The organism is Paraburkholderia mimosarum LMG 23256 = NBRC 106338 (genome assembly GCF_000739815.1).
Taxonomy (GTDB): Bacteria; Pseudomonadota; Gammaproteobacteria; order Burkholderiales; family Burkholderiaceae; genus Paraburkholderia; species Paraburkholderia mimosarum.
Window position 1 is genome coordinate 22,973 of the sequence record NZ_BBJJ01000030.1, and the last position, 12,283, is coordinate 35,255.

Below are 12,283 nucleotides of genomic sequence, written 5' to 3' on the forward strand. Positions count from 1 at the left end.
GGAACGTTCTTCGCTTTTTCAGGCCGCATTCCGGGTGCCGGCGTGGAATCCAGACAGTCTGCTGAGGAATTTTTATTGAATTTTTTACGATTATTGATAAATGGCTAATAGGTAATTTACATTCAATGCGAATATTTTCTATTTTCTTCTTTGCGAATCTATTTATGACGATTTTAAGCATGCTACAAATCTGTGCATCGAGACCTTTCACAGGAGAGCGAAATGACGGATACGGGTTCCGCAACGGCATCGGCCAGGGCGTCACAAACGCGTGCCGAATCGCGCAGCGCATTGCAGGTGTGCCCTGTGGTGCTGGCGGGCGGCGCAGGCTCGCGGTTGTGGCCACTGTCGCGCGAGCAATATCCAAAGCAGATGATCAATCTCGTGGGCGAGCAGTCCCTGCTTGCGAACACGGCGAGCCGCCTCGATGCGCTCGCCGAATGCGTCGCGCTCGCGGAGCAGTTGCTGATCGTCTGCAATGAAGAACATCGCTTCACCACCGCCGACCAGGTTCGTGCGGCGGGCAAGCGTGCGCGCCTGATTCTCGAGCCGGTGGGCCGCGATACGGCGCCCGCGCTGACGCTCGCCGCGATGTCCGTAGTGGCGGCGCAGGAAGACGGCATTCTCGTGGTGATGCCGGCCGATCACGCGCTCGCCGATCCCGCTGCGTTCCGGAACGCCGTGGCCGAAGGCGTGCGCCACGCGGCGAACGGCCAGATCGTGACGATGGGCATCGTGCCCACGCATCCCGAAGTGGGCTATGGCTACATTCACGTGGGCGAACCCCTGGCAAGCGCGGAACCGGACGGCGCCCGCCGCCTCAACGGTTTCGTCGAGAAGCCCTATTTCGAGCTGGCGCAGCAATATGTCGCTTCGCAGCGCTACTGGTGGAACAGCGGCATTTTCATCGTGCGCGCCTCGACGTGGCTAGAGGCGATTCGCCATTTCCATCCCGCGATCTATTCGGCGTGCGCCGATTCGATGGAACACGGCAAGGCGGATGGCGAATTCTTCCGCGTCGAGCGCGAAGCGTTCACCCGCTCGCCTTCGAACTCCATCGACTATGCCGTCATGGAGCCGCTCGCCGGTGACCCCTCGGTCGCAACCGGCGTGGTCGTTCCGCTCGCGGCCGGCTGGACCGACCTCGGCTCATGGGACACCGTATGGCAAGTCTCGCCGAAGGACGACGAAGGCAACGTCGCCCATGGACGCGTGTTGTTCGAAGATGCAACCGACACCTTCGCGCACTCGGACGGCCGGCTCGTGGCGTGCCTCGGCACGAAAGACCTCGTGATCGTGGAGACGCCCGACGCCCTGCTCGTCGCCGACCGCTCGCGCGCCCAGGACGTCAAGAAGATCGTGCAACGCCTGAAGCAGGAGCGCCGCGCGGAAGCCGTCGCGCACCGCCTCGTGCATCGACCGTGGGGACACTATGACAGCGTCGACAGCGGCGAGCGCTTCCAGGTCAAGCGTATCGTCGTCGAGCCCGGCGCACGCCTTTCACTGCAGATGCATCACCACCGCGCCGAGCACTGGGTTGTCGTACGCGGCACGGCGCTCGTCACGCGCGGGGAGGAACGCTTCATCGTTTCGGAGAACGAATCGGCGTACATCCCGCTCGGCGTGTCGCATCGACTGGAAAACCCGGGCAAGATGCCGCTCGAGATCATCGAGGTGCAGTCGGGCTCGTACCTCGGTGAGGACGATATCGTGCGGCTCGACGATCAGTACGGCAGGCAATGACAGACGGTGCCTGAAGCAGTGATGCCAGGCTGCGCCGCCGCGCCGGCGGCCGCGCAGTATCAGCGCGACAGCGTGCGGTAGCGCGTGAGCGTCGTACCGGCGGGGTGGCGTTCGGCGGTGCCGGACGTTGCCGCATTGGCGTCGCGGGTTTCGCTGCCGGAAAGCAACGCGCCCGTGGCGGTGTAGCGTTGCATCGGCGCGAGCCGCACGCTGCCCGGCACTGCAGCAGGCAATGCGCGCGCAATTGCAGCATTCGACGGATCGCCACGCATCACGCTCGCGCTTTGCATCGGTGCGCTCGCAACGGCAGGCGGCAACGAGCCTGGCGCGCCACTCTGCGCCATGCCTTGGGACGCGGAATGCTTTGCGGGCGGCGCAACCGGATAACCCGTGTCCGACGCGGCCTCGGCCGCACCGTCGCGATCGATCCATTCGCGCGCCCAGTCGAATGCGAAATGCCTCGCGGCCTCGCGGTCCTGGAACGGCGGTCCGATCAGGCCCGAGCGTTCAACGCGCTTGCCATCCTTGAGAATTTCCACGGCCCCGCGAAACATGCGGTTGCGCACGGGCTGCACGGTGAGGCTCATCGTGTAGCCGCGCCATTCGGCGATCTGGACCGCGCCGCCCGGCGCGTGCGCGCGGCGGTGCGGGGTGGTGTATTCCTCGCGCGGCATCGCGCGGGTAGCGGTCGGCTTGCCTGCGCGGGAAGGCGCGAACGGCGTCTGGGGACGCGTTGCGCTCGCTGTCGGCATCACAGGGTCGGCAGGCTCGGCAGGCACACCGCGCGCAGCAGGTTCGCCGGCTAGCTGACGCATCATGCTTTCCATGGGATCGGCGAGCGGTGCATCGGCGAGCGCCGTGGGCGCCTGCCATGCTTCGGGACTCTTCCAGTACACGGCCGGCAGGCCGTCGTCCTCTGCCGCTTCCTCCACTGCGACGGCAACGGGCGCTGCATCGGCCTGCACCGGCTGCGGCACATAAACGAACTTTCGCCCGCGCTGCGAGAGCAGTTCGACCAGTTCGATCAGCGTTCCGCTCGCGTGCCATTCCTCGAAACGGCGACGGCACGTAGGCCCCGAAGGATAACGCGCGGGAAGACGCGACCACGATTCGCCCGTCGTGAGGATCCACAGGACGGCATTGGCCACGACGCGTGGCTCGGCGCGAGGGCGGCCGCGCCGGTTGAGTCTGATAGGAGGTTCATCTGAGACGAGCGAGGACACCTGCATCCACTCGTCGTCGCTCAATTCTTCGAAATTCATGCTGTTCTCCACGCAGCCGGACCGGGGCTGCACTGACGGAGCACTGGCTTGCGGATCTTGTTGCCCGCCTTGGCTAGCTCGGTTGCACCATATGTTTGTATGACGTGTTCGTTTGCGTCGCGAAGCGCACTGTGGCAGTGCGTTCGTTCACGTTATTGACGCAATACACGTGGTCTCACTCGTGCAAGGGAGAATTTGTGCAGGAAGCATACCACCCGAAACCAGCCGATGAGGAGGGCCGTAATAAGTGTTACGGTTGGAAACAATCTCGCGCTTGAATCGCGGAGAATGCTGCTGGAAAAGGCGCAGAAACGCAGTGATTTGCCGCACAAACAGACTTGTGAGAGCCACATTCGTTGCGCGGACATGACAATGCCTCGTCCCGGCATAACGTCCGAACGCATGCATACCACTTGCGACACCACCGCCTCGGCAGACATCCGGTTCGCTGCTGCGCCGTTATCGTTGCGCCCGCAACCAATGACACGCCGATGAAATCACCGGATGCCGGCGACGGGCCCGCCATGAAATTCGCGATCGCATTTCAGCCGGACTAAGCACACTCGCATCGAACGGTCGTACAGCGTCATGTAGCGATGCTGCGAATGCGAATCCGTCTATAGTAAGAGCGCGCTGATCATCACGGAGATTCGAGTATGCAAACCACTGCACCGCGCATCCCAACCGCGTTGCTGGCCACGCTGACCCTGGCGCTCCTCGCCCCTTGGGGCGCCGCGCGCGCACAGCTCGGCAACCTGCTGGCCCCGGGCGGCAGCAACAGCGGCTCGGCGCAGAGCGCGCTCGGCAATCTGGGCGGACTCGGCACTTCGCTTTCGCCGTCGTCGCTGAGTTCGAGCAGTCTGGGCAATGTCACCGGGGTGCTGCAGTACTGCATCAAGAACAATTACCTGAACGCGGATACCGCGAGCCACGTCAAGGACTCGTTGCTCAGCAAGCTTCCCGGTGGCGCTAACACGTCCGATAGCGGCTATGCCCAGGGCACGAGCGGCATCCTCACCGCGGGCAACGGCCAGAAAGTCGATCTCACGGGCAGCGGTCTCAAGGAAGAAGCTACGAAGCAGGTCTGCGACAAGATACTAAGTCAGGCCAGATCGATGCTGTAGCGCCCCCGCGCCTGCTTGCGCACGTGCGCGGGCGCACGGGTTGCGCAATTTTTGTGCCCCGGCGCTTGAACACGAACCAAGTCCTGGTGTCGAATGAGGTCATGCGTACTTCTCGTGACATTGCTGACCGTAGCCATGAACAAGCGCAAAAACCCCGTGGTCTTCCCGTTTGCGGCCACCACAGTGTGGGCAACCGCTTTTACCAGTCTCGCCGCTCTCGCCACGCTGCTGGTTCCGGCGCCTGCGCACGCGCAAGGCCCGCGGGACCAGCAGTTCGACTGCAAATCCAACCCGCACGCGTTCATTTCGTCGCTGATTGACGAAAAATCCATCGACCCTGAGCCGAGCCGCGTCGAAGCCAATTCGGTCAACGCATTTCGCCCCGCGCGCGGAACCCGCTTGAGCGCTTTCGGCTTTCCCATCTACGTGGTGCTGGGCTACGACCACGACGACTCGCTTTTCAAGCGCGGCGCGGGCAAGGAGATCGACTCGCCGCTATATGGCGTCGTCGTGTCCGCGCCGGCGGAAACCGTGCGCTCGCGCGTGCGCGAAGTCAACAGCGACGCCACCGTGCAGTCGGTGGTGCCGCTGCTGCTCACGGCGATCGTGTGCGGCGGATAAGCGCGCAGCTCAGGGGCTAGCGCGGCCCGTGCCGCCCCGCGCATGCGGTCAGCCGCCGAAGAACGCCAGTGCACCCAGCGCCACGCCCACGACGGCCACCCCGACCGACGTGTTCAGGAGCCAGCGGCGGCGCGTGAGCAGCGTGATCGCCGTGAGCGCGATCGAGATCTGGATGAGCGTCGTGGCCTGTGCCCAACGGTGATGGCCGTGCAGCAGCTGCTCGCTCAACGCATCGTCGTGCTCGACGGTCTTCTCCAGCTCCTCCGCCTTGGCGCGGATCGGCGCTTTCTCTTGCCGATAACGGTCGGCGTCGCCGGCAAAGCGGCGCTGCGCGGCCTCGGCGTTCGGCGCGAGCGCGGAGAGCTGCGCCCCCAGTTCAGCGAGATTCTGCTTCTCGCCTTTCGCCTGATAGTAAGCCCATTGATTCGCGGCTTCGGTTTTGTGAATCGCCGCTTCGTTCTTGTAATAGAGGGCGAGGTTCTCGCTGTTGCCGCTCTGATAGGCAAAGATCGCTCCGATGGAAGCGAGAATCGCGGTCATCACCGCCATGCGGCCCGGGAAACGATCGCCTTCCCCATGCCCGCCATGGCCCGCCGCGGCGTGTTCGACCGCGTGGTCGTGCGGCCCATGCACTTCGTACTCTTCAGACATCCAAAGACTCTCCGGTTTCACTGACTCGTCCTCGATCCGCGCTTCGCTCTCGCGACGAAGTGCGCGGCGCGCCGCCTGGCCCCGTGCGGCGCTTTAGCGGCCTCGCCCACTTCAAGGGACTCCGCCTATAGGGGCTCAATTATCGTGAGCCCGGCGCGCTTGTCCAGTACCCGAACTCGATTGGATGTAACGAAAGTCGAAATGTCCCCGGACGTAAGCGAATCGTAGGTTCTATCGTCTATTTATTCAAATCAGGTACATCGGATGTTGCAATGCATCCCTCCCGCCTGCCGTTTGCGAACGTGGTTTTGCACCCCGAATTGCACCCTGAATGCGACCCGCGCCGTTGCAGTGCCACACGGCTCTGCCCGTAACGCCGCGCAGCATGCCCTGCGGCCTTCCGCCGTCAATAAAAAGCAACCTGGAGACCATCATGGGGCCCACCACGGCCGCACTCGCCGCAGCCACCGCTCCTGTCGTACGTAGTGCGCACGTGGAGCCGGGCGACCTTGAAATGGGCGGCCTGATCGATGCGATCTACGACGCAGGTTTCGACACGCAACGCTGGCCGGATGTCTGCGCGCGAATCGCGCGGCGCATCGGCGCGCAACACGTGAATCTCACCATGGTGCGGAGCGAAAGCGCGTTCCCACTCGACGACTGGGCGGGCATCGACGCTCCGTTTGCTCATTCCTACGCGCAGCATTACGGCGGTTTCGATCCGCTCCTGCCGCAAGTGCGCCGCTGGCCCGCCGGCACGCTCGTCACCGACACCATGCTCCGCCCGCAGGCGAGCCATGAGCGCAGCACTTTCGTTCAGGAATGGGTGCGCCCGCAGCACTTCTACACAGTGGCGTTCGCAAACGTGCTGCGCGAGGACGACATGGCCGGCGTGTTCGGCGCGCTGCGGCATGAAACGCGCTTCTTCAGCGCAGACGAGCTAGACGCGATGCGCGCGCTGCTGCCGCATCTGCGCAATGCGCTGCGCGTGCAGCGGCACACCGCACGCGCCACGGTATCGCACGATGAAGGCGGCACCGCGCCCGCCGACGCGCTCGACGCGCTCGCGCACGGCGTACTGATCGTCGACGCCGATGCGCGCATCCTGTTTGCGAATCGCGCGGCAACGGCGCAACTCGCGCGCGCGAACGGACTGCGCAGCGAACAGGCCACGCTCGCAGCCGCCACGGCCGCCGCCACGCAGGCACTGCGCGGCCTGATCGAGCGCGCCGCCGGACGCGATGCGCGCGGACGCACGGGCGGCGCGATGCTGATCGCGCGCCAGCCGCCCGACGAGCCGCTGCAGGCGCTGGTCTCGCCGCTGGGCACGCACCGTCACGCCGGCATCGCGCACGGCGCGTGCAGCGGCATGGTCATGCTCATCGTGATCGATCCGCAGTCGTCGCGGCGCGGCGTGGAAACGCGTCTCGTCTCGCTGTTCGGCCTCACGCCAGCGGAAGCGCGCGTGGCCTGCGAGGTCGGCAAGGGGCTCAACCCCAAGGACGTTGCCGAGGCGCTGCAGGTGCTGCCCTCCACCGTGCGCACGCATCTGCATCACGTGTTCGCGAAGACGGCCACGCGGCGCCAGGCCGAATTGATGCGGCTGATCGCGCAGATCGCCATCGCGCGCGGGGATTGATTCCGGTTCGACGGGCGATTCACGCGTAAAAAACGGCCCGCTCAACCCGGTTTTCATGAACACGGATTGTGCGGGCCGCTGTCTGGCCTCACCCTGGACGTTCAACCGCCCAGATAGGCGCGCTTGATGTCGTCGTTGGCAAGCAGGTTTTCGGCGCTGTCGGCGAGCACCACGCGCCCGGTCTCCAGCACATAGCCGCGATCGGCCACATGCAGCGCCTTGTTCGCATTCTGCTCGACGAGGAACACCGTCACGCCTTCCTCGCGAATCGTGCGGATGATGTCGAAGATTTGCGCGATCACGAGCGGCGCGAGGCCGAGCGTAGGCTCGTCGAGCAGCAGCAAACGCGGCTTGCTCATCAACGCGCGGCCAATGGCGAGCATCTGCTGCTCGCCGCCCGACATCGTGCCCGCTCGCTGTTTCGCCCGCTGATTGAGGCGAGGAAAGAGCTTGAACACATGCTCGATGCCCGCGTCGATCTCGTGCTGCGAGGCGAAGAAGCCGCCCATCTGCAGATTTTCCAGCACCGTGAGGCTCGGAAACACGCGGCGGCCTTCCGGCGAAATCGCCATGCCAAGGCGCATGATCTCGTGCGTCGGCATGCGCGTGATGTCCTGGCCTTCGAACGTCACCCGGCCCGAAGAGGCACGCGGCGTGCCGCAGACCGTCATCATGAGCGTCGTCTTGCCGGCGCCATTGCTGCCGATCAGCGTGACGATCTCACCCTTGTTCACTTCGATCGACACGCCCGCCAGCGCTTCGACCGCGCCGTAGTGGGTATGGACCTTTTCCAGCTTCAGCATCAGTCCTCTCCGAGATAGGCCTTGATCACGCGCGGGTCGTTGCGCACTTCATCGGGTTTGCCGATCATGATCGGCTTGCCGTGCTCCATCACGAGAATGCGGTCCGACACACCCATCACGAGGCTCATGTCGTGCTCGATCAGGAGTACGGAGATTCCGAACTCGTTGCGCAAACCGTCCACCATCTGCTGAAGCTCGATCTTCTCCTGCGGGTTCAGACCGGCAGCGGGTTCGTCGAGCATCAACAGGCGCGGGTCGGTGATCATGCAACGCGCGATTTCGAGCCGGCGCTGATGGCCGTATGAAAGCGTGCCCGCCTCCCGGTTCGCGACGTCCTTCAAGCCCACGCGTTCCAGCCAGTAAGCGGCGCGCTCGAGCTCGGCACGTTCGGCGCGGCGATACGCGGGCGTCGCGAAGAGCCCGCTCAGCATGTTGCGGTTCACCTTCAGGTGCTGCGCGACCATCAGGTTTTCCAGCACCGTGAGCTGCTTGAAGAGGCGGATGTTCTGGAACGTGCGCACGAGGCCGCGGCGCGCGACCTGATGGCTCGGCTGGCCGTTGATCGCGTGGCCATCGAGCACGATGTCGCCGGCGGTCGGCTTGTAGAAGCCGCCCACGCAGTTGAACACCGTGGTCTTGCCCGCGCCGTTCGGCCCGATGATCGCGAACACCTCTTTGGGACGCACGTCGAAGTCGATACCGTCCACGGCCAGCAGACCGCCGAAGCGCATCTGCAGGCCCGCTACTTTCAACAACGCTTGTGCACTCATTGCGGCAACTCCACGTGCGGACGGCTCGCAGGCAAGAGGCCCTGCGGACGCCACATCATCATCAGCACCATCACCAGACCGAAGATCAGCATGCGGTACTCGGCAAAGCCGCGCGCCACCTCGGGCAGCGCCGTGAGCAGGATCGCGGCGAGCACGACGCCCAGTTGCGAGCCCATGCCGCCCAGCACGACGACGGCGAGAATGAGCGCCGATTCGATGAAGGTGAACGATTCGGGTGTGACGAGCCCCTGGCGCGCCGCGAAGAACGCGCCGGCGAGGCCCGCGAACGAAGCGCCCAGCGTGAACGCCGAGAGCTTGATGCGCGTGGGGTTCAGACCCAGCGAGCGGCAGGCGATCTCGTCTTCGCGCAGCGCTTCCCATGCGCGGCCCATCGGCATGAGCCGCAGGCGGCTCGTGACGAACAGCGTGAACGCCACCAGCACGAGCGCGAGCAGGTACAGGAAAATGACCATATGCTGGCCGCTGTACTCGATGCCGATCAGCTCGTTGAACGTCTTCGCGCCTTCCACGCTCGCGCGGCGGGCCATTTCGAAGCCGAACACGGTGGGCTTGGGAATGCCGGAAATACCGTCCGGACCGCCCGTGATGCTCGTGAGGTTGTTGAGCAGGAGACGGATGATCTCGCCGAAGCCGAGCGTCACGATGGCGAGATAGTCGCCGCGCAGGCGCAGCACCGGAAAGCCGAGCACGAAGCCGAACGTGGCAGAAGCAAGCGCCGCGAGCGGCAGGCACTCCCAGAACGTGAAGCCGAAGTACTGGTTGAGCAGCGCGTACGTATAGCCGCCCACCGCGTAGAAACCCACGTAGCCAAGGTCGAGCAGACCCGCGAAGCCCACCACGATGTTCAGGCCAAGACCGAGAATCACGTAGATGAGCGCGAGCGTGGCGACGTCGATCGCCCCGCGCGAACCGAGGAACGGATACACCGCCCCGAACGCGAGCAGCACCCAGATCGCCACGCGCTGCTGGCGCGCGCCGAGTGCGGGCGCCTTGGGCAACGCGTTGAACAACTTCGCACTGCTAGTTGCTTGCACGAGCATCGGCTTGACGAGCTGGAACACGAACACCATGGCGGCGGCGATCCACACGGGGCGCCAGTGCTGCTGCAGCACGACCTGATAGCCGTCGAGCGTGAGCTGCAGACCGAGGATCGGTGCAGTGAGAATGATGGTCGCGACGGCGGCGGCCAGCGCGCCCTTCACCGTTTGCGACGAGGACGCGCCTTGGGCGGCCGCGCGAACCGAAACAGTTTGGCTCATATCGACCTCACACCTTTTCGACGTCCGGCTTGCCGAGCAGGCCGGTGGGACGGAACAGCAGCACGAGCACGAGCAGGCCGAACGCCACGACGTCCTTGTACTCGGCCGGCATGTAACCCGAGGCGAGGGTTTCGGCGAGGCCCAGCAGCACGCCGCCGAGCATCGCGCCCGGAATGCTGCCGATGCCGCCCAGCACCGCGGCAGTAAACGCCTTGATCCCCGCGATGAAACCGATATACGGATTGAGCTTGCCGATCGTGAGACCGATCAGCACGCCGCCCACCGCCGCCAGCATGGCGCCGAGCACGAACGTGAACGAGATCACGCGATTCGTGTCGATGCCGAGCAGGTTGGCCATCTTCATGTCCTCGGCGCAGGCACGGCAGGCGCGGCCCATGCGCGAGCGCGAGATGAACAGCGTGAGCGCGATCATCAGCACGAGCGTCACGCCGACGATCAGCATGCGCGCGTAGGGAATCGTCACTTCGAAGTTGCCGCCCATGTTGAAGTCGAGCGCGCCGGAAATGAGCATCGGCACGGACACGTCGCGCGCGCCCTGCCCGATCTGCACGTAGTTCTGCAAAAAGATCGACATGCCGATGGCGGAAATGAGCGGCACGAGGCGCGGCCCGCCGCGCAGCGGCCGGTACGCCACGCGCTCGACCGCGAAACCGTAGAGCCCGGTGACCAGCACCGAGACGATGAGCGCCGCGCCCAGCACGAGCGGCAGCGGGTAGCCCGCCGAGGTGCCGATGGCCGTGAGCGTGACGAGGCCCACATAGGCGCCGATCATGTAGATCTCGCCGTGAGCGAAGTTGATCATGCCGATGATGCCGTAGACCATCGTGTAGCCGATGGCGATCAGCGCATAGATCGCACCCAGCGTGAGCCCGTTGACGAGCTGCTGGGTGAACTGCGGAAGAAAATCATTCATGCCTTAAGCCCCGCGGCCGTGAAGCCGATGAGAGACCTGTGTAGAGACTCTTGAAGCCGTGCCGGCCATTTTTCGTTGCGCGCACAACGGCCATGAAAACGCCCCGCCAGGTATGGCGGGGCGCTTGCGGCTTGCGGCGCGCCGGATCAGTTCGCGGCGGTCTTGGTGGCGTCCTTGTGCCACGTGTAGACGACGAAGCGGAACGACTTCAGGTCGCCCTGTGCGTCGTACTCGACCTTGCCGATCGGCGTGTTGAAGCCGTTCTTGTGCAGGTAGGCCGCGACCTTGGTCGGGTCGGTGCTCTTCGCGCCGGCAATGCCGTCGGCGATCACTTCGACCGCGGCGTAAGCCGGCATCTGGAACGGACCGTTCGCGTCGCGCTTGGCATCGGCGAACGCCTTCACGAGCTTCGCGTTGGCCGGGTCGGCTGCGAAATCGGCGGGCAGCGTGACGAGCATGCCTTCCGAGGCCGGGCCGGCGATCGCCGTCACGTCCTTGTTGCCCACGCCTTCCGGTCCCATGAACGTGGCCTTCACGCCCTGCTCGCGCGACTGGCGCATCAGGAGACCCATTTCGGGGTGGTAGCCGCCGAAGTAGACGAAGTCCACGCCTTGCGACTTGAGCTTCGTGACGACTGCGGAGTAGTCCGAATCACCGGCGTTGATGCCTTCGAACACGACCACGGGAATGTGGGCCTTGTCGAGCGCGGCCTTGACCGACGTGGCGATGCCCTGGCCGTACGACTGCTTGTCGTGCAGGATCGCGACCTTCTTCGGCTTGACCTTGTTGATGATGTAGGCGGCGGCGGCCGGACCTTGCTGATCGTCGCGGCCGATGGTGCGGAAGACGAACTGGCGCTTCTTGCCCTCGGTCAGCTGCGGCGCGGTCGCCGAGGGCGTAACCATCACGACGCCTTCGTTCTCGTAGATGTCCGAGGCGGGAATCGTCGAGCCCGAGCAGACGTGGCCGATCACGTACTGAATGTGCTGCGAAACGATCTTGTTGGCGACGGCGACGGCCTGTTTCGGCTCGCAGGCGTCGTCCATCAGGACCGCTTCGAGCTTGTTGCCGTTGACCCCGCCGGCGGCGTTGATCTGCTCGATGGCGGTCAGGGCGCCCGCCTTGACCATGTCGCCGTACTGGGCGACCGGGCCGCTGAACGGGCCGGCAATGGCGATCTTCACGGTGTCGGCGTGCGCGCTTGCACCAAAAGCGAGCAGCGCGGCGGCCACGGAAACGGACGTAAGACGGTTAAGGCGTGACAACGGCGTCATCAGGAGCTCCTCGATTGTTTTCGGGTCAACCGGTCAGACGGCATGACCTGCGCAAACGAACAGCACCCCTATGAATTGCCGTGGGGAACAACCACGACGGGCACCAGAAAATAGACGTGACGGGGCCCGGCGTGTATCAGCGCCCTGGTAGGCGCTGAGTTCGGAGAGCCTGTTGAGTTACA

The 12,283-nt window shown here is 64.6% G+C and carries 11 protein-coding genes; 4 read left to right on the forward strand and 7 right to left on the reverse strand.

The genetic code is table 11. The annotated features are described in order from the left end of the window. Window positions 1-222 precede the first annotated feature (222 nt). Entirely contained in the window at window positions 223-1,743 is a 1,521-nt protein-coding gene (locus BMI01S_RS21590; RefSeq protein WP_028213757.1) for a mannose-1-phosphate guanylyltransferase/mannose-6-phosphate isomerase, read from the forward strand. Between the two features lie 59 nt (window positions 1,744-1,802). On the opposite strand, the gene BMI01S_RS21595 is transcribed toward BMI01S_RS21590, so the two are convergent. After that, window positions 1,803-3,005: a transposase gene (locus BMI01S_RS21595; RefSeq protein ID WP_051381342.1), complete on the reverse strand. Its 1,203-nt coding sequence runs from the start codon at window positions 3,003-3,005 to the stop codon at window positions 1,803-1,805. Window positions 3,006-3,661: 656 nt separating this feature from the next. On the opposite strand from BMI01S_RS21595, the gene BMI01S_RS21600 reads away from it, so the two are divergent. Both BMI01S_RS21600 and BMI01S_RS21605 read left to right on the forward strand, forming a co-directional pair. Beyond that, on the forward strand, window positions 3,662-4,129 hold the full coding sequence (locus BMI01S_RS21600; RefSeq protein WP_028213758.1) for a DUF2501 domain-containing protein: 468 nt from the start codon (window positions 3,662-3,664) through the stop codon (window positions 4,127-4,129). A gap of 135 nt (window positions 4,130-4,264) precedes the next feature. Beyond that, on the forward strand, window positions 4,265-4,750 hold the full coding sequence (locus BMI01S_RS21605; protein ID WP_042290501.1) for a hypothetical protein: 486 nt from the start codon (window positions 4,265-4,267) through the stop codon (window positions 4,748-4,750). Between the two features lie 48 nt (window positions 4,751-4,798). Here the strand turns inward: BMI01S_RS21605 and BMI01S_RS21610 are convergent, their stop codons facing one another. Next, window positions 4,799-5,401, reverse strand: a complete 603-nt coding sequence (locus BMI01S_RS21610; RefSeq protein ID WP_028213760.1) for a DUF4337 domain-containing protein — start codon at window positions 5,399-5,401, stop codon at window positions 4,799-4,801. A gap of 433 nt (window positions 5,402-5,834) precedes the next feature. On the opposite strand from BMI01S_RS21610, the gene BMI01S_RS21615 reads away from it, so the two are divergent. Continuing rightward, window positions 5,835-7,040: a helix-turn-helix transcriptional regulator gene (locus BMI01S_RS21615; protein WP_028213761.1), complete on the forward strand. Its 1,206-nt coding sequence runs from the start codon at window positions 5,835-5,837 to the stop codon at window positions 7,038-7,040. Window positions 7,041-7,141: 101 nt separating this feature from the next. On the opposite strand, the gene BMI01S_RS21620 is transcribed toward BMI01S_RS21615, so the two are convergent. From BMI01S_RS21620 to BMI01S_RS21640, 5 genes are all read right to left on the reverse strand, one after another. Then, window positions 7,142-7,843 (reverse strand): ABC transporter ATP-binding protein, encoded by a 702-nt coding sequence (locus BMI01S_RS21620; protein WP_028213762.1) that lies wholly within the window; start codon window positions 7,841-7,843, stop codon window positions 7,142-7,144. Continuing rightward, the gene (gene livG / locus BMI01S_RS21625) at window positions 7,843-8,613 is read right to left on the reverse strand and encodes a high-affinity branched-chain amino acid ABC transporter ATP-binding protein LivG (RefSeq protein ID WP_028230338.1); all 771 of its coding nucleotides are present in this window, start codon (window positions 8,611-8,613) and stop codon (window positions 7,843-7,845) included. Before livG ends, BMI01S_RS21620 begins: the two co-directional genes overlap by 1 nt. Next, window positions 8,610-9,893, reverse strand: coding sequence for a high-affinity branched-chain amino acid ABC transporter permease LivM (locus tag BMI01S_RS21630; RefSeq protein WP_028230337.1), 1,284 nt, complete (start codon window positions 9,891-9,893; stop codon window positions 8,610-8,612). Before BMI01S_RS21630 ends, livG begins: the two co-directional genes overlap by 4 nt. 7 nt (window positions 9,894-9,900) lie before the next feature. Further along, complete coding sequence (gene livH / locus BMI01S_RS21635) at window positions 9,901-10,827, reverse strand: high-affinity branched-chain amino acid ABC transporter permease LivH (RefSeq protein ID WP_028213765.1); 927 nt, start codon at window positions 10,825-10,827, stop codon at window positions 9,901-9,903. A 146-nt stretch (window positions 10,828-10,973) separates the two neighbouring features. Further along, window positions 10,974-12,101, reverse strand: coding sequence for a branched-chain amino acid ABC transporter substrate-binding protein (locus BMI01S_RS21640; protein ID WP_028230336.1), 1,128 nt, complete (start codon window positions 12,099-12,101; stop codon window positions 10,974-10,976). Window positions 12,102-12,283: the final 182 nt, after the last annotated feature.

Coding starts and splice junctions, on each gene's coding strand:
- BMI01S_RS21590 (WP_028213757.1), top strand. CDS start 223: ATGACGGATACGGGTTCCGCAACGGCATCGGCCAGGGCGTCACAAACG.
- BMI01S_RS21600 (WP_028213758.1), top strand. CDS start 3,662: ATGCAAACCACTGCACCGCGCATCCCAACCGCGTTGCTGGCCACGCTG.
- BMI01S_RS21605 (WP_042290501.1), top strand. CDS start 4,265: ATGAACAAGCGCAAAAACCCCGTGGTCTTCCCGTTTGCGGCCACCACA.
- BMI01S_RS21610 (WP_028213760.1), bottom strand. CDS start 5,401: ATGTCTGAAGAGTACGAAGTGCATGGGCCGCACGACCACGCGGTCGAA.
- BMI01S_RS21640 (WP_028230336.1), bottom strand. CDS start 12,101: ATGACGCCGTTGTCACGCCTTAACCGTCTTACGTCCGTTTCCGTGGCC.
- BMI01S_RS21620 (WP_028213762.1), bottom strand. CDS start 7,843: ATGCTGAAGCTGGAAAAGGTCCATACCCACTACGGCGCGGTCGAAGCG.
- BMI01S_RS21630 (WP_028230337.1), bottom strand. CDS start 9,893: ATGAGCCAAACTGTTTCGGTTCGCGCGGCCGCCCAAGGCGCGTCCTCG.
- livH (WP_028213765.1), bottom strand. CDS start 10,827: ATGAATGATTTTCTTCCGCAGTTCACCCAGCAGCTCGTCAACGGGCTC.
- BMI01S_RS21595 (WP_051381342.1), bottom strand. CDS start 3,005: ATGAATTTCGAAGAATTGAGCGACGACGAGTGGATGCAGGTGTCCTCG.
- BMI01S_RS21615 (WP_028213761.1), top strand. CDS start 5,835: ATGGGGCCCACCACGGCCGCACTCGCCGCAGCCACCGCTCCTGTCGTA.
- livG (WP_028230338.1), bottom strand. CDS start 8,613: ATGAGTGCACAAGCGTTGTTGAAAGTAGCGGGCCTGCAGATGCGCTTC.